Annotated in this window: 26 protein-coding genes and 1 pseudogene; 17 read left to right on the top strand and 10 right to left on the bottom strand. The window is 73.5% G+C overall.

The features are described from left to right. Position 1 precedes the first annotated feature (1 nt). The 6 genes from lnt to HLB09_RS01185 all read left to right on the top strand — a co-directional run bounded on the left by lnt (position 2) and on the right by HLB09_RS01185 (position 6,928). Positions 2-1,699, top strand: coding sequence for an apolipoprotein N-acyltransferase (gene lnt, locus HLB09_RS01210; RefSeq protein WP_322789973.1), 1,698 nt, complete (start codon positions 2-4; stop codon positions 1,697-1,699). Between the two features lie 383 nt (positions 1,700-2,082). Next, positions 2,083-2,670 (top strand): DsbA family protein, encoded by a 588-nt coding sequence (locus HLB09_RS01205; RefSeq protein ID WP_322789972.1) that lies wholly within the window; start codon positions 2,083-2,085, stop codon positions 2,668-2,670. 304 nt (positions 2,671-2,974) lie between these two features. Then, complete coding sequence (locus tag HLB09_RS19655; RefSeq protein WP_171201590.1) at positions 2,975-4,201, top strand: peptidoglycan DD-metalloendopeptidase family protein; 1,227 nt, start codon at positions 2,975-2,977, stop codon at positions 4,199-4,201. Positions 4,202-4,206: 5 nt separating this feature from the next. Continuing rightward, positions 4,207-4,812 (top strand): TlpA family protein disulfide reductase, encoded by a 606-nt coding sequence (locus HLB09_RS01195; RefSeq protein ID WP_212755694.1) that lies wholly within the window; start codon positions 4,207-4,209, stop codon positions 4,810-4,812. Further along, positions 4,809-5,627 carry a cytochrome c biogenesis CcdA family protein gene (locus HLB09_RS01190; protein WP_322789971.1) on the top strand — a complete coding sequence of 273 codons (819 nt, stop codon included), beginning with the start codon at positions 4,809-4,811 and terminating at the stop codon, positions 5,625-5,627. The genes HLB09_RS01195 and HLB09_RS01190 overlap by 4 nt, the downstream gene beginning before the upstream one ends. Before the next feature lie 350 nt (positions 5,628-5,977). Further along, on the top strand, positions 5,978-6,928 hold the full coding sequence (locus HLB09_RS01185; protein WP_171201589.1) for a cytochrome c oxidase assembly protein: 951 nt from the start codon (positions 5,978-5,980) through the stop codon (positions 6,926-6,928). Positions 6,929-7,054: 126 nt separating this feature from the next. Here the strand turns inward: HLB09_RS01185 and HLB09_RS01180 are convergent, their stop codons facing one another. The 3 genes from HLB09_RS01180 to HLB09_RS01170 form a co-directional block, all read right to left on the bottom strand. Next, entirely contained in the window at positions 7,055-8,290 is a 1,236-nt protein-coding gene (locus HLB09_RS01180; RefSeq protein WP_246233959.1) for an IS30 family transposase, read from the bottom strand. Between the two features lie 188 nt (positions 8,291-8,478). Continuing rightward, the gene (locus HLB09_RS01175; RefSeq protein WP_171201588.1) at positions 8,479-8,838 is read right to left on the bottom strand and encodes a DUF5615 family PIN-like protein; all 360 of its coding nucleotides are present in this window, start codon (positions 8,836-8,838) and stop codon (positions 8,479-8,481) included. Beyond that, positions 8,835-9,065, bottom strand: a complete 231-nt coding sequence (locus tag HLB09_RS01170) for a DUF433 domain-containing protein (RefSeq protein WP_171201587.1) — start codon at positions 9,063-9,065, stop codon at positions 8,835-8,837. Before HLB09_RS01170 ends, HLB09_RS01175 begins: the two co-directional genes overlap by 4 nt. Positions 9,066-9,201: 136 nt before the next feature. On the opposite strand from HLB09_RS01170, the gene HLB09_RS01165 reads away from it, so the two are divergent. The 4 genes from HLB09_RS01165 to HLB09_RS01150 all read left to right on the top strand — a co-directional run bounded on the left by HLB09_RS01165 (position 9,202) and on the right by HLB09_RS01150 (position 11,552). Beyond that, positions 9,202-9,837: a recombinase family protein gene (locus tag HLB09_RS01165; RefSeq protein WP_171201586.1), complete on the top strand. Its 636-nt coding sequence runs from the start codon at positions 9,202-9,204 to the stop codon at positions 9,835-9,837. Between the two features lie 167 nt (positions 9,838-10,004). Further along, positions 10,005-10,238 carry a hypothetical protein gene (locus HLB09_RS01160; RefSeq protein ID WP_171201585.1) on the top strand — a complete coding sequence of 78 codons (234 nt, stop codon included), beginning with the start codon at positions 10,005-10,007 and terminating at the stop codon, positions 10,236-10,238. Between the two features lie 174 nt (positions 10,239-10,412). Then, positions 10,413-10,823: an NUDIX domain-containing protein gene (locus HLB09_RS01155; RefSeq protein ID WP_322789970.1), complete on the top strand. Its 411-nt coding sequence runs from the start codon at positions 10,413-10,415 to the stop codon at positions 10,821-10,823. Between the two features lie 57 nt (positions 10,824-10,880). Next, on the top strand, positions 10,881-11,552 hold the full coding sequence (locus HLB09_RS01150; protein WP_171201583.1) for a nucleoside/nucleotide kinase family protein: 672 nt from the start codon (positions 10,881-10,883) through the stop codon (positions 11,550-11,552). A gap of 121 nt (positions 11,553-11,673) precedes the next feature. Here HLB09_RS01150 and mobF read toward each other — a convergent pair whose 3' ends face one another. Beyond that, complete coding sequence (gene mobF / locus HLB09_RS01145) at positions 11,674-15,684, bottom strand: MobF family relaxase (RefSeq protein ID WP_171201582.1); 4,011 nt, start codon at positions 15,682-15,684, stop codon at positions 11,674-11,676. A gap of 392 nt (positions 15,685-16,076) precedes the next feature. On the opposite strand from mobF, the gene HLB09_RS01140 reads away from it, so the two are divergent. Then, positions 16,077-16,421 (top strand): hypothetical protein, encoded by a 345-nt coding sequence (locus HLB09_RS01140; RefSeq protein WP_171201581.1) that lies wholly within the window; start codon positions 16,077-16,079, stop codon positions 16,419-16,421. A gap of 25 nt (positions 16,422-16,446) precedes the next feature. Beyond that, a complete protein-coding gene (locus HLB09_RS01135) occupies positions 16,447-16,959 on the top strand; it encodes a hypothetical protein (RefSeq protein WP_171201580.1) in 513 nt (170 codons plus the stop codon). Between the two features lie 19 nt (positions 16,960-16,978). Here the strand turns inward: HLB09_RS01135 and HLB09_RS01130 are convergent, their stop codons facing one another. The 3 genes from HLB09_RS01130 to HLB09_RS01120 form a co-directional block, all read right to left on the bottom strand. After that, entirely contained in the window at positions 16,979-17,926 is a 948-nt protein-coding gene (locus HLB09_RS01130) for a hypothetical protein (RefSeq protein ID WP_171201579.1), read from the bottom strand. Then, positions 17,923-18,216, bottom strand: a complete 294-nt coding sequence (locus HLB09_RS01125) for a hypothetical protein (protein WP_171201578.1) — start codon at positions 18,214-18,216, stop codon at positions 17,923-17,925. Before HLB09_RS01125 ends, HLB09_RS01130 begins: the two co-directional genes overlap by 4 nt. A 200-nt stretch (positions 18,217-18,416) precedes the next feature. Further along, positions 18,417-19,526, bottom strand: coding sequence for a hypothetical protein (locus HLB09_RS01120; RefSeq protein WP_171201577.1), 1,110 nt, complete (start codon positions 19,524-19,526; stop codon positions 18,417-18,419). A 112-nt stretch (positions 19,527-19,638) separates the two neighbouring features. Here HLB09_RS01120 and HLB09_RS01115 point away from each other — a divergent pair, with 112 nt between their 5' ends. Next, positions 19,639-20,559: a nuclease-related domain-containing protein gene (locus HLB09_RS01115; RefSeq protein WP_171201576.1), complete on the top strand. Its 921-nt coding sequence runs from the start codon at positions 19,639-19,641 to the stop codon at positions 20,557-20,559. Between the two features lie 63 nt (positions 20,560-20,622). After that, positions 20,623-20,895, top strand: a complete 273-nt coding sequence (locus tag HLB09_RS01110; protein WP_171201575.1) for a hypothetical protein — start codon at positions 20,623-20,625, stop codon at positions 20,893-20,895. 91 nt (positions 20,896-20,986) lie between these two features. On the opposite strand, the gene HLB09_RS01105 is transcribed toward HLB09_RS01110, so the two are convergent. After that, the gene (locus HLB09_RS01105) at positions 20,987-21,217 is read right to left on the bottom strand and encodes a hypothetical protein (protein WP_171201574.1); all 231 of its coding nucleotides are present in this window, start codon (positions 21,215-21,217) and stop codon (positions 20,987-20,989) included. Further along, complete coding sequence (locus tag HLB09_RS01100; protein WP_171201573.1) at positions 21,193-21,630, bottom strand: hypothetical protein; 438 nt, start codon at positions 21,628-21,630, stop codon at positions 21,193-21,195. Before HLB09_RS01100 ends, HLB09_RS01105 begins: the two co-directional genes overlap by 25 nt. 226 nt (positions 21,631-21,856) lie before the next feature. Here HLB09_RS01100 and HLB09_RS01095 point away from each other — a divergent pair, with 226 nt between their 5' ends. Together HLB09_RS01095 and HLB09_RS01090 are read left to right on the top strand one after the other, a co-directional pair. Next, positions 21,857-22,378, top strand: a complete 522-nt coding sequence (locus HLB09_RS01095; protein ID WP_212755692.1) for an ArsR/SmtB family transcription factor — start codon at positions 21,857-21,859, stop codon at positions 22,376-22,378. After that, positions 22,375-23,157 (top strand): cation diffusion facilitator family transporter, encoded by a 783-nt coding sequence (locus HLB09_RS01090; RefSeq protein WP_171201572.1) that lies wholly within the window; start codon positions 22,375-22,377, stop codon positions 23,155-23,157. Before HLB09_RS01095 ends, HLB09_RS01090 begins: the two co-directional genes overlap by 4 nt. 98 nt (positions 23,158-23,255) lie before the next feature. On the opposite strand, the gene HLB09_RS01085 is transcribed toward HLB09_RS01090, so the two are convergent. Beyond that, a complete protein-coding gene (locus HLB09_RS01085; RefSeq protein WP_171201571.1) occupies positions 23,256-23,462 on the bottom strand; it encodes a hypothetical protein in 207 nt (68 codons plus the stop codon). Between the two features lie 437 nt (positions 23,463-23,899). Here HLB09_RS01085 and HLB09_RS01080 point away from each other — a divergent pair. Then, positions 23,900-24,213, top strand: a pseudogene (locus HLB09_RS01080) (hypothetical protein); the annotation flags it as partial.

Raw genomic sequence — 24,213 nt, 5'->3', positions numbered from 1 at the left:
GGTGGCAGTCGACCGTAGGTGGCCAGCTCTACACGCGCAGTGGGCCGGCGGCGCGGGCCGGTCGCCGGTTTCTGGTACAGGCGCGGCGCCGCCGCTGCCGGTTGCCCTGGTGCTCGCCGCGGTTGGCGGTGGGATGACGTGGTCGGCCTTTCCCGGCGCGCTCGGAACGGGTGGGGTGTGGCCGGCGTCGGTGGTGGGGGTATGTGCGCTGGTGCTGGCCACCCGTGGGCGGCGGGCCCGGGCGGGGCTGGGGGTGGGGTTGGTCTTCGGGCTGGCCTTCTTGGTGCCTCATCTGGCCTGGAGCGGGACCTATGTAGGACTGCTGCCGTGGGTGGCGTTGGCCACGGCTTGTGCGGGCTTCTATGCGGTGCTGGGGGCGGTGATGCCCTTCCTGCAGCGGCTGCCCGCCGGGTGGTCGATCGTGGCGGTGACCGGCGGGTGGGTCGCGATCGAGGCTGCCCGGGCGCGGGTGCCCTTCGGTGGGTTTCCGTGGGGGCGCTTGGCGTTCTCCCAGGTGGACTCCCCGGCCGCGGGGTGGGCCGCGGTGGGAGGTGCGCCGTTGGTCACCGCGGCCGTGGTGGCCGCCGGGACGGCCCTGGCCCTAGCGGTGTTGGCCGCTGCGGCGGCAGCGGGGACGGGCGGCCGGGCGCCGTCGGCGTCGCCGCGCTCGGCAGTTGTGGCAAGCAGGGCTGTGGTGCTGACCTTGACGGCGGTACTGGTGCTGGCGGCGGGGGCGATGGTGCCTCGCCCGAGTGCGCCGCAGGCCGGGACGGCGCAGGTGGCCGCTGTGCAGGGGAACGTGCCGCGCCCGGGGCTGGACTTCAACGCCGAGCGCCGCGCCGTCTTGGACAATCACGTGCAGGCGACGCTGGAGTACGCGCGCGAGGTTCAGGTCGGCGCCGCGCCACGCCCGGACCTGGTCCTGTGGCCGGAGAACGCCAGCGACATCGACCCCTATCTCGATGACAAGGCGCGCCGCGACATCGAGGCGACCGCCCGGGCTGTGCAGGCGCCGCTGCTGGTCGGGGCGGTGCTGGATGGGCCGGGGGAGTACCTGTCCAACGCCGGGCTGGTGGTCACCCCAGCCCAGGGCCTGGAAGGTGCCACCGCCGTGCCCGGCCGCAGCTACGTCAAGCGCCAGCCCGCGCCCTTCGGGGAGTACATCCCCTACCGCGACTTCTTCCGCCTGTTCAGCGACAAGGTCGATCTGGTCGCCCGGGACTTCCTGCCCGGCACCAAGGGGGGTGTGGTGGTGATGGGCGGTGTCCGCGTCGGCGACGTCATCTGCTTCGAGGTGGCCTTCGACGACCTCGTGCGCGACTCCGTGCGCGCGGGAGCGCAGATGCTCGTCGTCCAGACCAACAACGCCACCTTCGGGTACTCCGACGAAGCCGTCCAACAGCTGGCGATGTCCCGGCTGCGAGCCATCGAGACCGGCCGCGCCGTCGTGCAGATCTCTACGGTGGGAGTCAGCAGCATCATCGCTCCCGACGGCAGCGCCCCGGTGCGCACCGACCTGTTCACTCAGGCGGTCTTGCGCGGCGAGGTCCCCTTGCGGACCTCCCAGACGCTCGCTACCCGCTTGGGGCCGGTCCCGGAGGTGGTGCTGGGGGCGGGGGTGCTGCTGCCTTTGGTGTCCCGGTGGTCCCGGAGGCGGCGGTCGCACCGTCAGCGGGGTGGATCAGGTCGCCAGCCCTGAGCCGACCATGAGCACCGCGCCCACCACTACCGCTGCCTGAGGCCGCTGGGGGCCTCTTGGGCACGAAGGACCCACCCAGTGCCTTCGCGGGGCCCGGGCAGAGGGCTGCCTGCGGTTGTGCAGACGGGCCCCGACCGGCGCGCGACCGCTCACACCTCAACCCAGGTTGCTTTGTTACCGTCGGGTCACGGACGTCAGTCCGGCTTGCGCATCAGCCCGTCACCACATCCTTGACCTGGAGGCCGACCGTGCCCAGTACCCCTGCGCGACCGCCCGCCGGGGCGGCTGCGCTCAGCCGCGTCCAGCGGCGGGTTCACAGGACGGGTCGGGTTCTGGGGGGCCTGGCGGGTGGGTTCTTGGCCGCGGTGGCCGCCTTGGTGGTGGTGACGCTGGTCACTGGTGGCCGCAACGCGCCGCCGCCGCCCGGCGCCCAGGTGCCGGTGGTGGCGTCGGACAGCCACTACTTGTCCGACGCCGGGCCAGATGCTCCGGTGCTGGTGGAGTTCTTGGACTTCGAGTGCGAGGCGTGCGCGGCGGCCTACCCGCTCGTCGAGCAGATCCGGGAGGAGTACGACGGCCGCTTGAGCGTGGTCGCCCGGTACTTCCCTCTGCCCGGGCACGCCAACGCTGAGAACGCCGCGGTGGCCGTGGAGGCTGCCGCTGGCCAGGGCGCCTTCGAGGCCATGTACCAGCGCATGTACGCCACCCAGGCGCAGTGGGGCGAGCAGCAGCAGTCCCAGGCCGACTTGTTCCGGACCTTCGCGGCCGACCTCGGGCTGGACCTGGCCGCCTACGACGCGGCGGTGGCCGACCCGGGGACCCTGTCACGGGTGGGGCGCGACCTCACCGACGGGCAGGCCCTGGGGGTCCAGTCCACCCCGACGTTTTTCCTCGACGGCCAGCGCATCGAGCCGACGAGCATCGAGGACTTCCGTGCCCAGGTCGACGCGGCCCTCGCGCAGCGGCGGTGAGGACCGCCGCCAGCGTCACCAGCACGGCGGTCGGCGTCGTCGACAACCGCAGCTGCCAGCCCACGGGGCCGTGCCGGTCCTACCCCTTCACGAATCTTGAGGACGCACACCTGTGAAGCGCACCACCGCATCCGTCGGGACCGCTCCCACCCGCCCGGGGAGCCGCCTACGGGTCCCTCCGAGCAGGCGGGCGCAAGCCCGCCGGTCCCTGGCGGTCGTCAGTGCTGCGGTCGTGGTGTCCCTGGCCACCGGTGCTAGCCCGGCGACGGCCGCTCCCGCTCCCGAGGCGGGGCAGGCGCCGGCGGTGCAGAAGGAGGCTGTCGACGCGGCTCTGGAGGCGTTGCAGGAGGACCTCGTGGGCACCTCGAGGGAGTTGACGGCGGCCTACGCCGAGTACGCCGCCGTGCAGGAGCAGCTGCCCGGGGCCCAGCGGGCCGCGGATCTGGCCGCCGAGGTCCAGGTTCGCGCGCAGGCTGCTGCGCAGGAGCTCGCCAACCGGCTGGCCGCCTCGCGGACCGCGCAGGCCGCCGCCGCGGCAAGCGTGCAGGCCAGCCAGGAGTCGATGGACGCCTCTGCTGCCGCGATCGGGCGCCTGGCCGCGGAGTCCTACCGCAGCAGCGGCACCCCCAGGGCGCTGTCGCTGGCGTTGGGGTCCCAGGATGCGGCGGACTACGCCTCTCGGACCGCGGCGATCTCCGGGCTGTCCTCGGCTGAGGCCGGCCTGCTCGCCGCCGCTGAGGCCGACCAGGCTGTGCGCTCCAGCGCGGCCACACGCCTGGACGCCGTCCGTGAACAGGTCGCCGCCCTGGAAGCCGAGGCCCGCGAGCAGGCCGAAGTCGCCGAGCAGGCTGCCGTCGACGCCCGCGCCCGCCAGGCCGAGATCGAGGCGCTGGCCGTACGCAGGCAGGCCGCGGTCGCCACCATCGAGAGCCGCCAGGACGAGGAGCAGGCCCGCCTGGACCAGTTGCAGGCCGAGTCCGATGCCCTCGGCAGCCGGCTCCGCGAGATCGCCGAGGCCGACAAGGCCCGTGCCGCCGCGGAGGCGGCCGAGGCAGCGGCCCGCGCGAGCGCCCAGAGCGCGCCGCAGGAGCAGGCCTCGCGGGCGCCCTCGGCGGCCAGCCGTTCGGCCAGCCGTGACAGCGGCAGCACGCTGCGGCGCCCTGAGGGGCGCATCACCTCCCCGTACGGCATGCGGATGCACCCCATCCGCGGGTACATGCGTATGCACTCCGGTGTCGACCTGGCCGCCGGGTGCGGCAGCCCTATCCGTGCCGCCGAGGACGGTGAGATCGTCTCGGCCGGCTACAACGGCAGCTACGGCAACATCACCGTGGTCAACCACGGCCTCATCGACGGTCAGTCCGTCGCGACCGCTTACCCCCACATGAGCGGCTTCACCAAGACCTCCGGGACGGTCACCCGCGGAGAGATCCTCGGCTACGAGGGCCAGACCGGCGCCGTGACCGGCTGTCACTTGCACTTCGAGGTCCGGGTCAACGGCAACGCCGTCGACCCCATGGGCTGGATCTGACAGCGGTGGCCGGGGTGGGCTGGTTCGCGCCCGGCGGGTGGAAGGTGGCGGTCTGGGCCGTGGCGGCTGCCGTCGGTGTCAGCGGCTGCGCGACATCGGCCTCGCCAGGGGGCACCCAGCAGGTCGACCAGGGGTACGTCGCCGGGGACGGCAGCTTGGTGCAGCTGGCAGCCGAGGAGCGCGCTGACCCGGTCGAGATGTCCGGGCAGTCCTTGACCGGTGAGCAGGTCGACATCACCGACTGGCGTGGTGACGTGGTCGTGCTGAACACCTGGTTCGCCGCCTGCGGGCCCTGCCGCAAGGAGGCGCCGGACCTGGCGGTGATCTCGGCCGAGACCGCCCCGGACCGGGTCCGCTTCCTGGGCATCAACACCCGTGACGGGGCTGCTCAGGCCATCGCCTTCGAAGAGCAGTACGGCGTGCCCTACCCCTCGCTGCTCGACCGCGACGGGCTCGCGGTGCAGGCGCTGCACGGCGCGCTGCCCCCCTCGGCGACCCCGACCACGCTGGTGCTGGACCGTCAGGGACGGGTCACCGCCCGCTTCCTCGGCCAGATCGACCCGTCCCTGCTGCGCGCGGTGATCGCCCAGACGCTGGAAGAGGCGACGTGAGCCCGGTCCTGCACGCCGCACCGGACACCCTCGGAGCGATCACCTTCGCCGGGCCGATGCTGCTGGCCCTGCCGGTCGCGGCACTGGCCGGACTGGTCTCCTTCGCCTCCCCGTGCGTGCTGCCGCTGGTGCCCGGCTACCTGGGGTACGTCACCGGGCTGGCCAGCACCGGGGGAGGCGGTACCAGGCAAGCCGACACCGGGGTGGGCGCTGGCGGGCTGGAGGGCCGCGGCCGCCGCAGGCTGCTGGCCGGAGCCGTGCTGTTCGTCCTGGGGTTCAGTGTCGTGTTCATCGTCATCGGCTTCAGCGCAGGAGTCCTGGGCGGGCTTTTGACCCAGTGGGCCAGTGAGATCGCCCGGGTGCTGGGGGTATTGGTCGTCCTGCTCGGCTTGGCCTTCGCCGGCGTCCTACCCGCGTTGCCCGTGTTGGGGCGCACGGTCACCGCCCGGGTGCGACCACGCCCCGGTCTGGCTGGTGCGCCGCTGCTCGGGGTGACCTTCGGCCTCGGGTGGACTCCCTGCATGGGACCGACGCTTGCGGCGATCACCTCGCTGGCCTTCGTCTCCGGCTCCGGCAGTCGCAGCATCGTTCTGGCCGCGGCCTACGCCGCCGGCCTGGGCATCCCCTTCGTCCTGGTCGCCCTGGCCGCTGCCCGAGGTGTCCGGGGCCTGAAGGGCCTGCGCCGTCACCGCCTGGTGCTGGCCCGTGCCGGCGGGGCGCTGCTCGTCGTGGTGGGCCTGCTGCTGGTCACCGGCCTGTGGGGGCAGTGGACCAGCGCCCTGGGCGCGCGTTTCGCCAGCTGGGCTCTCCTTTAGAGGTCCACATCGGCGCGACGTCCAGGTCTCGCGCCGGCACGACACCCCACCACGGCGAGAGGAAGGACAAGAATGCTGGGGATCCCGGCCGCGCTAGCCCCTAGCCTGTTCGTCGGGTTGCTGTTCTGGTGGGTGATCCGATCGATGCTGAACGGTGACCGCCGCGAACGCGAAGCCCTGGCCAAGTTCGACGCCCACGAGAGCCAGCGTCCACGCACAGGCCAGGACCATGCTCCCGAGCCCGCCCACGAGGCGCCGGATGCCGCTGCGTTGGGTCGCAATCGCAATTCCTCCCGAGGCGAGCACAGCCTCAGGGCTCCGGGGGCGAGCAGGGCCGGAGAGGTGCGCTGATGGACACCTGGGGGCCGGTATGGGTCCCGACGGCGCCGCCTTCGCTGGCCACGTTGTTCGCCCCGACCCTGCAACCACTGCCCGTCCTGCCGGCGCTGGCAGTGGTGATGGCGACGGCCTACCTGGCCGGGGCGGTGCGGATGTGGACCACCGGACGACGCTGGTCGCCATGGGCGACGCTGTCGTTCCTTAGCGGCTGCGCAGTCCTGGTGGTGGTGATGGGCTTCGGCATCGAGGGCTACGGTCTGCGCCTGTTCTCGGCCTTCATGTTCCAGCAGCTGACGTTGATGATGGCTGTGCCTCCGCTGCTGGTGCTGGGCCGCCCCGGCACCCTCCTGCTGCGGGCTACGCCTCACCACGGCGCCGGACGCATGGTGCTGTGCGGCGCGCACTGGGGGCTGAGGTCCCGCGCAGGACGAGTGCTGCTGCACCCAGCCTTTATGGTGCCTCTATTCCTAGTCTGCTTCTACGGGCTCTACCTTACCGACCTGGCCAGTTCGGTGCTGTCCACCTGGGCCGGGCACACCGGGCTGGAGCTGGCCCTCCTTGCGGCCGGGGTCCTGTTCACCGCCGCGGTCTTGTCCCGCGACCCGCTGCCGGTCCGTCAGAGCCACCTCGGGCGCGCCGCGGACATGTTCCTCGAAATGCCCCTGCACGCCTTCTTCGGCGTCATCGTAATGCTTTCGGTCACGCCCCTGGTCACCGTCTTCGCCGCGCCGCCACCAGGGTGGGGCGTCGACGTCATCGCCGACCAGGAACTGGCCGGCGCCCTGGCCTGGTCCTACGGCGAAATCCCCTCCGTGTTGTTGCTGCTCATCATCTTCGTGCGCTGGCACCGCGAGGAGGACCGTGGCTCCCGCGCCCGTGACCGCCACGTCGACCAGTACGGCGACGCGGACCTGGAGGCCTACAACGCTTACCTCCAGCAGCTCCAACACCGCAGCCACTGACCCACCTCGACTCCTCGGTAATCGTCAGCGGGGGCTGGCCAACCAGCGATCGGATGTGGGACGGCCCGTCGTCGTCGCTGCCGGTGTCCTCGGCCGGCCAAGGCGTATCGGTAGGCGGTGGCGGGCTCAGGTGGTCGTTGCAACAGTGGGTCTTTCGGGGTCGGACAGTAAGCGGTTCATCGCTTCGGCGGGGGTGGCCCAGCCGAGGGTCATCCGGGGCCGGCCGTTGAGCTGCGCAGCGACGGCGGCCAGGTCCTCCGGTGAGTGCACCGACAGGTCGCTGCCCTTGGGGAAGTACTGCCGCAGCAGCCCGTTGGTGTTCTCGTTCGACCCGCGCTGCCAGGGCGAGTGCGGGTCGCAGAAGTAGATCGGCATGTCCGTCGCCAGCGTCACCTCGGCGTGGCGGGCCATCTCGGTGCCGCGGTCCCAGGCCAGCGACCGGCGCAGGTGGCCGGGCAGCGTCTGGATCGTCTCGGTCAGCCCCGCGGCCACGCTCACCGCGTCGTGGGCGCCAGGCAGGTGCACCAGCAGCACGTACCGGGTGGCCCGCTCGACCAGCGTCCCGATCGCCGACCGGCAGTTCGACCCCAAGATCAAGTCACCTTCCCAGTGGCCCGGGACGGCGCGGTCGTCGGCCTCCGGTGGCCGCTCGCTGATGCTGATCGCGCCGGGGATCTTCGCTCTGACGTTCGGTGCCGCGGCAGTGTTCGGCCGGCGCTGCGCCCGCCCACTGCGGAGCTGTTTGTGCAGGTCAGCGCGCAGGTGCCCCCGCCCTTGGACGTACAGGGACTGGTAGATCGTCTCCGGGGACACCCGCATCTCCTGCCGGTCGGGAAAGTCCCGCACCAGCGCGCAGCTGATCTGGTGCGGGCTCCAGCGCAGGTCCATTCTCGCGGTCACGAACGCGCACAGCTGCGCCCCGACGACGGGGTCCTCGAGCTTCATCACCTTCGGACGCCGGGCCCTGGCCGCAGCCCGGTGGTGGGCGGTGTACGGCTCGTACGCCCCGCCACTGCCGCGGTGGGGGCGGGCCCGGCCCGGGCCAGCGGTCGGGACACCGGCGCAGGTCAGCTCCCGGCTGATCGTCGAGGCCGCCCGGCCCAGCACCCGCCCGATCGCCCGCACCCCGTGCCCGGCCAGGTGCAGGTCGGCGATCCGCAGCCGCTCCTCCAAGCTCAGGACCCGAGCCGAGACCTCCCGCGGTGCCGGCGGGATCCGCCCACCCCGGGCCCGACGCCACCGGTAGCCCTGCGCCCTGTCCACTCCAGCAGCCTCACAGGCCGCCGTCCACGTCAGCCCGGCCCGGGCGCCCTCCCAGAACTTCTCCTGCCGCAACCACTGCTCGTGCTTCCACCTCGACATCGACAACACCTCTCAGCAGGGGTGTTGCGACGACCCTTTGAGACCGCCGATCGTCAGCGGGACGCTGACCGGACGACGATCGACAGCCGGGACGCTCCGCGAGCCCATCGAATAGGGGGGAGATGACGCCCTCACCGACGCTTGGGCGCCGCTCAGATGCCGTCGGGAGCGCGGTGGCAGCGCCCTGCTCAGGGCCGCGGATGTTGCACCAGCGCCTCGGGTCCGACCTCGACGAAGTCCGACACCTCCAACGCTGCTTCCATGGCAGGGGCGTAGGCCTCGAACAGTGCGAGGAGGGCGGCGTTCGACGTGTTGCCCGTCACCACGAGCAGCAGCCGCTTCGGCGTCCCCTGCAGCAGGTGGCTGTCGCGGAAGTCGCGGTCCTTCGTGACCACGACGCGCCCCTGCTGATCGGCAGCCTCACGGACCTGACGATCGGTGCTGGCGTTGCCGCGAGGCAGATCGCTGGTGTGCACCACGTCGTGCCCAGCGCTGGTGAGCGCCCGCGCCAGACGGACCGGCAGCTGGGCGTCCAGCAGCAGCCTCACGCCGCGCCGAGGGTGACGCGCTGTCCTCCGACGGTCAGCGCGGCGAACTCGAGCACCGCGAGCAGGTCCTCCCGCTCGAGATCTGGGTAGTCGGCGAGGACGTCCTCGAAGGTCATTCCCGAACCGAGCAGCTCCAGCAACGTCTGCACGGGGTAGCGCAGGCCACGCACGGTCGGTTGCCCGTGGCATACCTCGGGATCGCTGGTGATCCGCTGCAGCCTGGACACGATGACGACGGTACCGCTGGGGGCCGAGGCAGACGCGACCCTGGACAGGCGTCACCGTCCTCGGTCAGCGGCGATGTGCCGCTGCCGGACCTGGTGCGAGGGCGCCCCGGGCCGGCCGCCCTTCGGGAGCACCGTCATGACCGCACTGCTCGTGGGCTATGCCCGCGTGTCCACCGACGGCCAGGACCTCACCGCCCAGCGCGACGGCCTGCAGGCGCTGGGCGTGCCCGAGGCGCGGGTCTACGTCGACCACGGCCTGACCGGCACCAACCGCGACCGCCCGGGCCTGCGAGAGGCGATGGCCGCCTGCCGCGAGGGAGACACCCTCGTGGTCACCAAGCTCGACCGCCTCGCGCGGTCGTTGCCGGACGCCCGCAGCATCCTCGAGGAGCTGACCGCCCGGCAGGTGCGCCTGAGCCTGGGTGGGTCGGTGCACGACCCGCTGGACCCGGTCGGGCGGCTGCTGTTCAACGTGCTGGCGATGGTCGCCGAGTTCGAGGCGGACCTGATCCGGATGCGCACCCGTGAGGGCATGCGCGTGGCCAAGGCAAAGGGCCGCCTCCATGGCCGACAGCCGAAGCTCACCGCGAAGCAGGAGGCGCACCTGGCGGTGCTGGTGGGCACGGGGGAGTACACGACCCTGGAGGTCGCCGAGCTCTTCGGCGTCGGACGCTCCACCGTGTACCGCGCCGTCCACCGCGCCGGGGCCCGCGCCGGCGCCTCAGTCCGGTCGGACAAGGCGACCCCGACCGGCGCAGTGACGTCCAGGTGAGCTCGCGCGGCCGTCCCGCACCCGACACCCCTGCGGGACGGCCGCAGCGCCGCCCTCCCTCGAGCCGCCGAGAGCTCCTCGCCGTCCCAGCAGGCGGTCGACTGCTGGGACGGGCCCCTCGCGCGGATCGGCGGTGGTCTCCTGTCGCCTCAGGGCAAGATCCGCCCATGGATGAGGTGCCCTGGCCCTTCGTGATCGCCGGCGGGCTGATGTTGCTCATCGCGCCGCACTCACTGATGCAGGCCAGCAACCGCTTCAGGCGCGCCGAGCGTGAGGGCGTTCGCGGGGCCATGACGAGTGGCTATCGACCTGAGGACGGCTTCAGATGGCCGCTGGCGCTGCTGGGGCTGGTGCTCGCTGCCGGTTGGACAACCGTCTGGGTGGTCGTCGGCACCCGGTAGTCGATCGACAGCGGCACGCTGTCCGGCCAGCGATCGTCAGCGGGACGCCGACCGGACAGTGATCCTCTGCGGACGCGAGTGGTCGCGCACCGCTGGCGGGCGACGGGAGGCGAGGTGCTCATGACGGGGACGGCAACGGCGCGGGGAGCCGGTGGAGGCCCGGTGGACCACGTCGTGGTCGGCGTGCTGGTGCGCGATGGTCGGGCGCTGATGGTCCACCGCAGCCCGCACCGTCGGTGGTACCCGGACGTGTGGGACCTGCCCGGCGGGCACGTCGAGGCCGGTGAAGACCCACGCGCGGCGCTCGTGCGCGAGCTGCGCGAAGAGCTCGCCGTCGAGGCGCAGGTGCACGGCGCCCCGATCGCACGCACCGTCGCCGACACGTTCGTGGCCGACGTGTGGGCCGTCCACCGCTGGCACGGAGAGCCGGTCAACGCCGCCCCCGACGAGCACGACGCCCTGGCGTGGCTGGACGTCGGCGACCTCGCCGGTCTGGATCTCGCGCATCCGGACCTGCCTGGCCAGGTGCGCCTCGCCCTGGGCAAGTCCCGGCCGGCGCGTACGAGCGAGGGAGTGTGTCCGTAGCAGGTCGCCGGAAGCAGTCGGCCGATCTGGGGGCCGGTAGCGACCAAACTCACCCATGTGCGAGAGGCAGACGCAGCAGGGGCGCGTGCGGAGCTGCTCGGGGAGCTGGCGACCGAGGTGGACGCCCTCCGGCCGGACCCCTACGTCCGGGTGGCGGTCGACGGGGTCGACGGCGCCGGCAAGAGCGTGCTCGCGGGCGAGCTGGCCGGCGCGCTCCGGGCCCGAGGGCGGGTGGTGGTGCACGCCTCCGTCGACGGCTTCCACCGGCCCCGCGACCAGCGGCACGCGCGAGGGCGTCAGGACCCGGAGGGCTTCTACCGCGATTCCTACGACCTGCCCTCCCTCGAGCGCGAGCTCCTCGACCCCTTCGCCCCGGGCGGTCACGGCCTGCACCGCACCCACGTCTTCGACGCCCGCACCGACCGCCCCCACGTGGCCGGGCAGGAGCAAGCAGCACCGGGCACCGTGCTGGTCGTCGACGGGATCTTCCTGCACCGGCCCGAGCTGCGCGGGCGCTGGACCTGGTCGCTGTGGCTCGAGGTCGACCGCGCCACGTCCCTGCGGCGCTGCGTCGCGCGCGACGGAGCCGGCTCGCCCGACCCCGCCGACCCCGCCAACCGGCGCTATGTCGACGGCCAGCTGTTGTACCTGCGCGAAGCGCGCCCGCAGCAGGCCGCCACCCACGTCGTGAACAACGACGACGTCGACGCGCCGGCCCTGGTGCGCTGACGGGCGATCCGCCACCGTCAGCAAGAACCGCGGGCCGCTGAGGTCAGCGCCCTTCCCAGCAGAGGATCGCCTCTGGGACGGCCGCGGAGGAGTAGCGACCGAGGTGTGCGAGCCGCCACGGTCACAGGCGAGGACCGCGGTCGCGGCTGTTGCGCTCGTCTCGCTTGGCGCGCTTGGCCCGCTCTGCCTGACGAGCTGCCTCCTGGCGGCGGCGGTCCTCCTGCTCGGCGGCGCGACGCTCTCCCTGCGCGGCGCGACGGTCGGCCTCGTCGGCGGCCTGCTGCACGGCCGCCAGGATGCTGCCCTTACGGCCCCCGGTAGACGTCTGCGGCGTCTTGTCCGGCGCCTCGGCGCGGGCGGCTGACCGACGGTCCAGTTCGCGCTGCTCGGCACTCAGGAAGCGGTCGAGACCGCGGGGGCGCTCCTGCGTGCTCGTCGTCGTCGTGGCGGGCCGCCCCGGCGTCGACGTCGTTCTGGCGGGCGGCGGCGCCGCGGCCGCGACGTCCACGCGCGGGCCCTGCTCGGTCGGGCGGGCCCCGTCGAGGGCGCGGGTCTGCTCGGCCCTGATTAGGTCTTCGCGGACCTGCGGCGGGAGCTGGACGCTCTGGCGCGACAGCCGCTCCTGGAGGTCCTCCACGCTCAAGGACCGGCCCTCGCCGGCCGCCGGCCCGGCGACCGGCCGCGAGGCGGTATCGGCGCCGGTGGTGGCCGCCACGTTGGCGTAGTGGCTCGCCGCGGCGGGGTCCCAGCCGACGGTCCAGCGCTGCGCCGGCGCGCCCTGGTCCTCGGTGGTGAAGGTGTGCTCGCTCACGGGCTCCTCCTGTACAGGCTCGTGCCGCAACGGCTCCGGTCGCGCGGGTCCCTCCTGCGTCGGGCGCTCCGGGGCGGGGTCACCTGCTCGGGGGGTGAGGTCCGGGTCGACTGCTTCGGCGGGCCGCTCCGCGGTCGCCGGCCGCGCGTAGCGGCCGGGCTCGAGCTTGTCGAGGACGGGCTTGTCGTTGGCGCTGGAGTCGTGGGTGCGGGCGTGCTCGGCCAGGGCGGTGACGACGCGCGCCTGGCGCTGGTCGTCGGTGGTCGGGATCCCGCGGTCGTGGGTCTGTGCGGCGGTCTCGAGCTGCTGACGGCCGGCGAAGATGTGGACGCGGTCGCGGTGGCGGCTGGTGGCGACGTGCATCCCCGGCTCGTCCATGCCGGGGCCGTGGACGAGGACCGATCCGCCTTGGTGGACGCCGTCGGGGCGGGTCCAGTCGGCCTCGACGGTCAGGCCCTCGGCCTTGTGTCCGGTCATGGCGTAGCCGAGGGAGACACCCCCGGCGGCGACGTAGCCGGGGGTGAGGGTGGCGGTCTGCTCGCGGTGGCCGTCGACGTCCTCGCATCGCCAGGCGACGCGGAGGCGGCCGTCGGTCTCGATGCCCTCGACGACGCCGCGGTAGCCGTTGAGGACGTCGGGTCCTTCGTGCATCCGTTGGGCGCGGTCGTTGAGGCGGATGAGGACGTGGTCGCCCTCGTGCAGCGTCAGCGTGCGCCCGCCGCGGACGTCATAGGTGCGCTGGGGGCCGAGCTCTCCGGCGGCCTCGCGGACGGCTTGGGCGGCCTCGTTGAGCCGGCCGACGGCCTCGTTGGAGGAGGCGAGCATGACGACGCCGCGCATCTCGGCGTGCGCGTCGGGGGCGCCGGCGCGCTCGTCCATCCAGCGGGAGACCATCGCCACTAGGGCCTGGTCGCCGGTCTCGGTGGCCACGAGTCGCCCGCGGTCCGACCACGACCCGAGCGCGTCGCGGTAGCGGCCGTCACGCCAGGCGGCGATGGCGGCGCGCTCGTCCTCGTCGCGCTGGCGCCGGTTGGCGGTCAGCTCCCCGCCGCCGACGATGTCGTGGACGCGCCCGAACAGGGACCCGCACCCGACGCCGCGGAGCTGCTGGGGGTCGCCCACCTCGACGACCTTGGTGCCGGAGGTCTGGGCGGCGCGGTAGAGCGTGGCGCGGTCGCGGTCGTCGGTCAGGTTTGCCTCGTCGAGGACCAGGACGTCGACCCCGGCCAGGCCGCTGCCGGTGCGGATGCGGTGGACCCACTGCGCGACGGTGCGGGAGGCGATGCCCGACTCGGTGGACAGGTTCTGCGCCGCGACGGCGGCGGTGGCGGCGCCGGCGACGACCAGTCCCTCGGCCTCCCAGGCGGTGCGGGCGGCACGCATCAGCGTCGTCTTGCCGGTGCCCGGGGGCCCCAGGACGGTGTCGAGGGCACGGTCGTCGGTGACCAGCCGCTCGACCATCCGGGCCTGCTCGGAGGACAGCTCGAAGCCCTGCGTGGCCTCGACGGTCGACCGCGCGAGGACCGCGGTCGTCGGTGCGACGTGCGCCGCGCCCTGCCCGGGCGCGGACGCCTGCGCGGCCTCGAGGACGACCCGCTCGGCGGCCACGACGTCGCGCGTGGTGAACCTCCTGGCGTTGGCCATGTGGTCGGCTCCGAGCTGCCGGCGCGCGGCCGCGGGCACCCGCAGGCCGTCGACGTCGGCCACGGCCAGAGACACGAACCCGGCGTCGGTCAGGGCCGCGTCGGTCAGCCGCTCGACCTCGGCGACGTCGGCCGCGCCGGACGGCAGCGCGTCGGCCACGGCCGCCAGGGCGTCCACGCGGGTGAAGCGTCGGCGGGTCGAGGTCAGCCCGTCCTCGGGGTCCTGGAGGGACCGGACGACGTCGGCCAGCAGCTCGGCTGACCGTTGGGCCTCCTGCTCCTGCCGGTGTTGCGCGGCGGCCTCGGGGGAGTCCCCCTCTTGGCCTTGGGCGTCGACCGGGCGGGGCCCGGGCATCGCCGCTGCCGCGACCGCGGCGGGGTCCAGCCCGCTGGCCCTGGCCTCGTCCTGCCACGCCTGCCGCAGCTCCTCGTCGGACGAGGCGGTGGCGTGGCCCTTCTCGTGCCGGGTCTGCGCCGCGGCCAGGTCCTCGGCGCGACGGGTAGCCACCTCGGGGTCGAAACCGAGGTCGCGCAGCATCGCCTCGATGCTCGCGCCGCGCTTGGAGAACGTGCGAAGCGTCTCGTCGGGGATGGCCTCGACCTCCCACGCCCCGGTGCGCGTCGACCGGGCGAAGGTGACGCCGAACTCGTCGGACAGCTCGCGCCGCACGAGGGCCTTGAGGACGTGGTCGGCGGCCGGCGCGTGGCGCATCAGGTCGCGCCCACCGGCGGCGACGGTCGACCACCGCCCGTCCTCGCCCTTGGTCATGTTCGCGATGGTCACGTGGACGTGCCAGTGCGGGTCGCCGGTCACGGCGTCCCCGACGGGGCGGGCGGCCCGGTGGACCATCGACCACCCGAGGAAGCCGCTGCCGGGGATCGTGGCAGCGGACTTCCCGCCGCCGTGCTTGCCGCGCATCCCGTACGCGGTCTGGGCCTCCAGCCAGTCGAAGGTGTCCCCGACCTTGGCGGTGTAAACCTGCTCCACCGACGCCGCAGCGCGCTCGTCCGCGAACGCCAGCAGGAGGCTGTGGGACTTCGGCAGCGTGAAGGACACGTCGTAACCGAGATTGCCGACGACCTTGCGCCGGGGGACGACCTGCTCGCTGGTGGTGCCGTCCTCGCCGGTGGTCGAGCGGACCTCGACGAGGTTCCCGACGGCCGTCGCGTAGGCATCGGCGCCCCACACCTTCTCGACGTCGACCCCGGCGCGGTCGGCCAAGACGCCGGCCTCGTCGGCGCGCAGCATCGCCCCGTCGCCGTCGCTGGCAACGGCCCGCAGAGCACGCTGCCAGGACGCCGACACCTTGGCGGAGGTGAACAGCTCGGCGGGCTCGACGCCCTCCTCGGCGGCCTGCTGAGCGACCGCCCGGACCAGCGGCGCGAGGGCGACCTTGGCGTCCTCGTGGACGGCGAGCTTCGGCTCGACCAGCCGCTCACCGCTGCGAGGATCGACTCCGGCCATCAGCGCGCGGGCGGTGTTGAACTGCGCCTCGTCCAGCACGGTCCCGGCCTCGATACCGACCTCGGCCAGGCCCGCGCCCGTCCACACTAAGGGCCGCTCCCGGCCGTCGACGTGGTAGTCGACCTGGGCGGTCGACGCCTGCGCTCCGAGGCACCCGTGGGAGCCGGCCAGCCGGTACTCGACCTGCTCGGGCGCGGCACCGATGGTCGTCACGTACGCCACCGGCCCCACCGCCCTTCGCTGTACCGCCCTGAACCGCCTCGCGCGGGCCGCTCGTATCCCCCGGCCCGGGGGATACCTTAGTGCAAAGGCCTCTCACGCTTCGGGGACCGCAGGTCCCTCGCTCGTAGGTGCTGAGGGTCGACGCCTCGACTCCGGAGGGGCTGTCCGTCGTCCTGGGAGGTCCCGCAGGGACCTCCCAGTCATGCCTAGTCGGCTAGTCCTCGGTCGGTCGGCATCGGTGCAGCTCGACGCTCTGGCTCTGACTGGTGGCTGGGTCCTGGGGGAGGGCAGGAAGGTCCCTCGGTACGGCGCATACAACTACTGAGTTCCGGGCGATAACCTCTGGACCGGAAGAACAGACGTCCCTTCGTGAGGAGACAGTGGTGGCGACGACGGCGCGGCAGGTCCGGTCCCGGGTCCGTGAGCAGATGGCCCGGCAGATGGCCGCTCGTGAGGAGAGCGCCCTGGCGGTCGCGACGGCCTGGGACAAGGTCGAGAAGGCCCGAGCTCGCACCACCGCCGCGGAGGACGCCGCGCGGGCCGCTGTGGTCGACGCTGGCTCGACGTTCTCCCTGCCTGACCTGGCCGACCTGTCGGGTGTGCCGCTGGCCGACCTGCGCCGCCTCGCGCGCGGCGCACGGGCCACGGCGGACAGCAACCCGGCGGCCACCACTGACGACGTCAACGTGAACCAGGAGCAGTCGGCCACCGACACCCCGGCCGGCTGACGACCGAAATCACCGACCACCGACGATGAGCGCCGCACCGATCACGCCCGCCGCCGCGCGGCGGCTGCGGTGTGCGCTCAGCGAGGCAGATGTCGTCGAGCGCTACCGGGCCAAGACCGCCCGGGTGGACGGGCACTCATGTCTGTTCTGGATCGGTGCCGTCTCCGGGCGCGGCCACGGCCGCCTGTGGGTCGGCACGGACGAGGACGGCCGCAACGTCGCGGTCATCGCCCACCGCTTCGGTTACGGCCTGGCGCACGGGTGGGACGCCCTCGCTGGCGCCCCGGTCGTCACCCACGCCTGCGACAACCCCCTGTGCCAGGAGCCGGGCCACTGGCGCGCCGGGACCCACACCGACAACCGGCTCGAGTGGGCCTGGCGACGACACCAGCTCGCCGGGCCGCTGCGGGACCTGCGCGGCGCCCGCGGCCGCGCGCTGGCCGTCCGCGATGCCGTCCGCGACGGCCGCCCCCTCGACGACGTCCTCACCGCCGGGACCAGCGAGGGCGACCGCGACCAGCTCCCGTTGTGGTGTTAGGTCCGCTGGGCTGAGGGCGTCAGTCCTTCATCGCCGCCGGGGGGCACGCGGCCTCGACCTCGGCCGCGAGCTGCGCCGCCGCCAGGCGGCCCAGCGGGGACGGAAGGCTGGTCACCCAGGCGCGGACCCGCTCCGGCTCGCGCACGGTCATCCGGGCGTAGACGGCCGGGTGCGTCGGCGCGGCCGGGGTCTTCTTGGTCTGCGGCGGCTGGAGCACCTGGCTCCACCGGCTCGTGACCGCGCCGGGGTACATCGCCACCGGGTAGACCGGCCCGGTCCACGGCCACGCGGACAGGCGCTGCATCAGCGCGGCGTTCATGGTGTTGGCCTCCCACCACCGGGAGGAGAACCAGTCGACCAGGGGCGTCTCTCCCGTGAGCAGCACGCCGCCCTCCAGCCGCAACGGGGCCTCGACAGGCAGGACGTTGGCGATGACCACACCCGCCGGGCCGACGAGGACGTGACCGACCCGGTGCTCGGTGCCGACGAGGAGCCGGTCGTGCATGACGGTCCACCCGTGCCCGCGCAGGGTGTCCAGCGCCCGCGCCGCGCGGCGCTCCCGGTCGATGGCCACCGACAGGTCCCGTACGACGTCGCCGCGGTCGTAGCGGGCCGCCACGCACCAGAGCCCGGCCGGAAGGGCCAGTAGTACCGGCCACACCAGCAGCAGCGCCGCCGGGTCGACGGCCAGCACGGCACGGGCGGTCAGCACCCCGCAGACCACCGCCACTACGGCCAGGACCACCGCGGCCCACGCCCGCCAGTCACGCACCACGGCCGGGCGCTCAGCGCGCCGCTGCGCCAGCTCCCGGTCGCGGGTCTGGATTAGCGACCCCGCCACCCCGCGGTCCACCCGGCCGCGCACGTCGAGGAAGGGCACCTCCGGCACCGACGCCCCGATGTCGTGCTGGCTCGACGTCACCGGCTCCGGCTTCGGCGTCGGGGCGGCCCCCTCCTCGGCCATCACGACCCCGCAGGGTCGAGCAGATCCACGTTGGCCACGACGAAGCCCGGCCAGCCGCCCTCGTACCGGCGGTCCACCAGGTCGCGCACGAGGACGTCTGGGATGTCGTCGGCCTCGGCCTGCCACCCGCAGTCGGCCAGCCAGCCGCGCGCCTCCTGCAGCAGCGCTGCCCGCTGCGGCACCGGCACCGCTGGCAGATGGTCGATGGCTAGCAGGGCGGCCGCGCGCTGCGCGCTGGTGCGCGTGGACAGCGCAGCCAGCTGTGCCTCGTCGAGGACGTGCGCGACGCTCATGGCCTTCTCCGTCCGCTCCCGGTGATCGAACAACGCGGTCCGCCGCTCAGACGCCGGCCCGACGCCATGGTCGCCGACACCGCCGCCACCCCCATAAGGCGCGCTCACTGCCGCCACCACGAGGCGACAGCCCCCGTGCCGCTCACATCCTCACGACTCGGCCCGGCCAGCGACAGCCACCAGCCCGTTGGAGGTGGCTGTCAGCGGAGCATGTACGCGTCCCACCCGACCCTGCGCAGCACCGGTGAGGTCCGCGCGAGCTGCGTGCTCGACGACGGCGCGTACCCAGCCTCGGCCAGCGCCGCCGCGAGCTCGGCCGTGCTCACCGGGCGCCCGGCCGCGCGGACCGCGTCGGCCATGACCAGGTCGCTGCGCACGCCCGCCTCGGGCGGGCACCTCAAAGCACCCCCCGACCCACCGACGTCAGCGGCGTCCTGGTCCTCGCCGGTGGCCAGCAGCCCGCCCGAGACCAGCCACGCCACCCACACCCACCCCGGCGCCACCCGCTCGACGTCGACGCCGGCGCGGGCGCTCGGAGGCACCCGCGAAAGGACCTCGACGACCGCGGCCCGCAGCTCGGACGGGGCGTAGGCGCGCACCGCCAGCAGCCGCACCACCGTGGCGGCCACCAGCCCCCGCTGCCCCGGACGTGCCCCGCGGCGCCAGCACCACCACGAGCCGTCCCCGCCCTGCAGCACCACCCACCGGGCGTCCCGGTCCAGCACCCCGGCCACCACGCGCGACGGCATCCCCGCGGCCTCCGCCACCGCCGCGACGGAGACGACGTCGACGCCACACACCGCCGCGGCCGCCGCGGCACGCGCGTCCCGCTCGAGAGCGGCGCGCCCTGTAGGGGCGAGGACCACCACCCCGCCGGTCTGCACGAGCTGGGCCCGACAGGCCACCCCGACGACCTCGGCGACCCGCAGTAGCGCGCCCGGATGCACCCCCGCCGAGCTCACCCCGGCCTCGACCAGCGCGGCGCGGGCTTGCTCGAGGGCGCGCACCGGGCCGCCCTGGAGAGCCTCGACGTCAGCGGCCACGCACGCCGGTGGGCCCGTCGCCAGCGCCAGGGCACGGACCTGCCCGAGCAGGTCCCGCAGCCACGACCGGGTGAACCCCGCCGCCTCAGCGGCCACCCCCGCCGGCACCGGCGGGCCGCCGTCGACCCCGAGCAGGTGCGCGCGCAGCATCGCCCACAGGTCCGGGCGCAGCGGCGCGACCCGCGCTAGCAGCAGCCCGACGGCGCTTTCGAGGTCACCCGGCGCCGGCACGACGGGCGAGGGCACCAGCGCTGGTGTCGTGGCCATCCGGGCAGCCGACCACACACCGCCGCCGTCGGTGCGTGCCCGTTCGGGTGCACACCCGTCCAGGCGCCGACCACGGATGCCGATGCCCTCCCTTCGGCAGAGGGGCGGACAGGTGGAGCCAGGCGCAGGAGCAGCAGAGCAGGCACGGCGGCACGCCGCCCGAGCCGAACGCCTCGCCGCCCAGCACTCCCTCGAGGCCACTACCGACCAGGCCCGCGCCGCGCTCGAGCGCGCCCAGCGCCAGGCCCAGCAGTGGGCGACCGGCGCCCAGGGCGAGGTCCAGGTTGCCAGCGCCCTGCGCGCCCTCGACCAGTACGGCTGGACAGCGCTGCACGACGTGCGCTGGCCCGGCCGCCAGCAGGCCAACCTCGACCACGTCGCCCTCGGCCCCGGCGGAGTCGTCGTCGTCGACGCCAAGAACTGGACCGGCCAGGTCGACGTCCGCGACGGGGTACTGCGCCAGAACGGCTACCACCGCACCCGCGAGGTCGACTCCGTCCTGACCGCCGCGGCCGCCGTCACCGTCCTGCTCGACCCCGCCCACCGCACCGCGGTCCGCGCCGTCCTGTGCCTCGCCGGGCGCGACCTTCCCGCCACGGCTACGACCAGCGGGGTCGTCGTCGTCGGCGAGACCCACCTCGCCGAGCATCTCGCCGCGCTGCCGGCACGGTTGAGCCCCTACGACGTCGCCGACCTCGGCCGGCACCTGCACGGGCTCCTCGAGCGACCAACCAGCGCGCCAGCACGCCGGCGCCGTCGGGCGACACGTACGACCGCGCCCCGCCGCCCGCGGCGTGCACCCGCCCGCCCCCGCAGGCGGCGCCTCGGGACCCGCCTCGCCGCGACGCTGGCGATCCTGCTCGGCCTCTGGTGGGTCCTGCAGTCGGTCGCCGGGCTCGTCACGAGCTACCTCGAGGACCTGAGCACCCCACCCGCACCCGTGCCGGTCACCAGCCTTGCCCCGCCTGCACCGGCCTCAGTCGCCCCAGTGCCGGACGCCTCGCTGCCCGCTCCGGCGCCTGACGCGGGATGACCGACCACGCCGCGACGCCTCGGCAGCGCGACCGCCACAACGCCGCGACGACATGCTGATCCGGTGAAGCACGGTGACGCGGGCGCCTTGGAGCTGGCCGACACGGCCCATCGGGAGTGGGACATCGTGATGACCCGCGAGCAGCGCTGGCGGCGCGTCAGCACCGGCATCACCGATCCCGACGAGGTCCACCGCCAGCTCGCCTGGTACCGCCTGAGCAACACCTCGGTGACCTTCCACGTCATCGAGCGCACCAGGACGCTGCACGAGCAGCTTGTCGACGAGCACGACGTCGCGCAGGCCTCCGGGGGAGGAGAGGCCATCGACGGGTCCTGACCAGCACTTATGTCATAACATGGGTTATCGGCTAGGCGCCGGGAGTGGCACAGACACCGATCACCGGTCCGCACCAGCGCACCGGTGGTTGCTAGCCGGCCTGCTGCGCCAGCTCGATGATCCACGGGGCCGTTACTGCGCCGCGCTTCTTGTCGGCACTCACGCGCGCTCGAGCCGCGGCGACTCGCTCTGGTTGGGAGACGTAGCGGCCCGTCACAGCGGTGCGGGTGCGAGTCACCATGGCGTCGCTGCGCGACGACGCGCCAGCCTTGTCCTTGCTGACATATCTGCCGGTGCTCATCGGCCTGCCGTTGTCAGCCATCGCCACCACCCCTTCCACTGCGACCTCAGTGTGCGCCGGGGCGCGTCCTGCGTCGAGACGGCCTCGCTCTCGTCCGCCACCGGGCCCAGCGCACGGTCGGTGGCCGCGGCGATGAGCTCGGCCTCGTGCTCATCGGCCCACTCGCTGTTCGCCAGCGCATCGAGCATGTCGTAGCCGACGGTGCGGATCTCGGTGTCCTGGCTGAGCGTGAGGTCGAGCGCCCACTGCGCGCGGGCCCACCACTGGTTCTTCCGCTCGGCGCGCTCCCGCTGCTTGCGGTCCTCCTCGGCGTTGGCGCGCTGAGTGTCGGCCGCCTTACGCGCCGCCCGGTAGGCGATGACGGCGGCCACCACGGCCGCCAGGCCACCGAAGCCGGGCGACTGCGCCCACGCACCGAGCCAGTCGAGAAGCACCCGGTGAGCGTAAGTGCGGCCCGAGGGGCGAGCTCGCGTCCGCCAGCCCACCGGCCCGTGAGCGTTCCGCTGACGATCGCTGGCCGGACAGTCGCCTGGGCGGTGCGGCCCGCTCTTTCGACGTGCGGGCACCCCGAGCAGGTGTGCGCAGGGCGCTTCGACCGCCGTGAAGGAGTCCCGGCGCGCGGCTCCGACGCAGTCCGGTCTCAGTGTTCCGCCGCGGGCGGTGCTGTCGCTGCGGCGTTGCAGCAGTCGACAGCCTGCCGCGGCCGCCAGCACGACGACGACTCACCATAACGTCCTCGCGAACGTTAGATTCACCGGTGTGGATCGAGCCGACGACTGCGACTTGCTGTGCCTGGACCTACTGCACGCCGAGCAGGTCCGCGCAGGCCTACCGGCCCGAGAGGCCCTGGACGACGTCGCCGCGCGGGCCAAGGCCCTCGCCGACCCGACTCGCCTGCGGGTGGCGACGGCCCTGGCGACCGGCGGGGCGATGTGCGGGGGCGACCTCGCCTGGGTGACCGGGCTGGCGACCAACCTCGTCTCCCACCACGCCCGGGCCCTGCGCGCCGCTGGTCTCGCCGCCTCTCGCCGCGACGGCAAGCTCGTCGTGTACCGCCTGACTCCCGAAGGCGAGGCCCTTCTCGCCGCCCTGACCGGCACCCCCTCGACCGCCGCCGGGGCCATCGTGCGAGCCGCGGTGCCGGCGACCACCACGACCGATCTGGAGGCGGAGACCCGATGAGCGCCCCGACCACGCCCACGACGCCCGACCTGAGCGCGACACGACGCGCAGTGCTGACCCGCCGGGTGCGCTGGGTCGTCGCCCTGACCATCACCTGGAATGTGGTCGAGGCGGTCGTGGCGATCACCGCCGGCCACGTCGCCTCCTCGAGCGCCCTGGTCGCCTTCGGCCTCGACTCCGTGGTCGAGGTCCTGTCGGCCGCCGCGGTGGCCTGGCAGTTCTCCGCCCCCGACCCCCAGGCCCGCGAACGCGTAGCCATGCGACTGATCGCCGTTTCCTTCGCCGGGCTGGCGCTGTTCGTCTCCGTCGACGCCGTCCGCACCCTCCTCGGGGCCACCGAGCCCGAGCACTCCCCCGTCGGCATCGTGCTGGCCGCCCTCAGCCTCGCCGTCATGCCCTTCCTGTCGTGGTCCGAGCGCCGCACCGGCCGCGAGCTCGGCTCTGCCTCCGCCGTCGCCGACTCCAAGCAGACCTTGCTGTGCACCTACCTGTCCGCGGTCCTGCTCGTCGGGCTGCTGCTCAACACCACCCTCGGGTGGACCTGGGCCGACCCCCTCGCCGCCCTCGTCATCGCCGCCGTCGCCCTCAAGGAAGCCCGCGAGGCCTGGCGCGGCGACGCCTGCTGCACCCCCACCGCCCTGACCACCCGTGCCGACGCCGACAGCAGCAGCGTCTCCGACGCAGCGACAACGGACGACGGGTGCGCCGACGGCTGCTGCGCTCCCACCACCGCCGGACGACGCCCGCAAGCCATCACTGTCACTACCAAGAAGCCATGACGGACTGCCGCACGAGTCCCTGACCGCCAGATCCTGGCGCCCAGGCGGCGTTCCAACAGACCACCGCCTGCCAGCGACCCGAAGGCCGCCCGAGCACCTCACCGCCGCTCCCCCGCAGCCGTCCCACATCGGATCGCCGGTGCTGCTGGGTGGGTCTCAGGCGACGGGTCGGCGTCTGGTGATGTCACCGTCGTCGCGGAGCCGAGGGTGAAGACGTCCTCGAGCAGGTCGATGCAAAGGCCGGGTCCGTCGTCGTCGACGCTGATGAGGACGCCGTCGTCGTCGGTGACCGCCGATAGGCGCACGCGCGAACGTGTGCCCGACGGCGCTGTCCACGACCGGCTGCAGCAGTAGCCGCTGGACGATGACGCCGAGCCCGGCCGGGTTCCAGGTGCCGGCCCCGGGAACCTGGTCCTGCCGTCCGGGTGCACGTGTACTCGAGGTCCCCCCCCCCCCCCGCTGAACATGGGTCGTCCAGACCGTGCGTCGGGACGGACGAAAGGCCTGCGGCGGTGATGTCGAGCATTCCGTGGAGCCCGCGCTGGCGAATTGGGGGGATGGTGCTTGATGGGCCCTTCTTCGGCGTACCTATCGGGTGATGTGCCACGGGCCGGAGCCTGTTGGAGCGGCAACCGATGACCACGTGTGCTCGACTGCCTTGCGTTACGACCGCACCGGCTGTCTGTTGGCTGGCCAGCGGGAGTCACGCATGTCCTGCTCGATGACGAGATGGAGTTTTCTGATGACTGCGACCTCCCGCGCTCTAGCCCTGGCCTCGGCGCTGACCCTCACCGCGCTGCCGCTGGCAGCCCCCGCCATGGCGGCCAGCAGCGGCACCACGGAGCTCACCGGCAACCTGACCCAGCTCAACGACAGCGGCGCCAGCGCCGAGGTCACGGGCTCCGTCACCGGCGACGAGCTCACCATCAACATCACGCCCCAGGGCCTGCTCGAGGGCGCTCCCCACGCGCAGCACATCCACATCGGCGGCACGAACTCCTGCCCGTCGAACGACATGGAGGGCTCCGGCGCGAACGGCGCCCTGCAGGTCACCGA

The sequence above is a fragment of the Pseudokineococcus marinus genome (genome assembly GCF_013004605.1).
GTDB lineage: Bacteria > Actinomycetota > Actinomycetes > Actinomycetales > Quadrisphaeraceae > Pseudokineococcus > Pseudokineococcus marinus.
The sequence above is the reverse complement of the archived record's forward strand: the minus strand, read 5'-3'. Positions and strand labels throughout refer to the sequence as shown.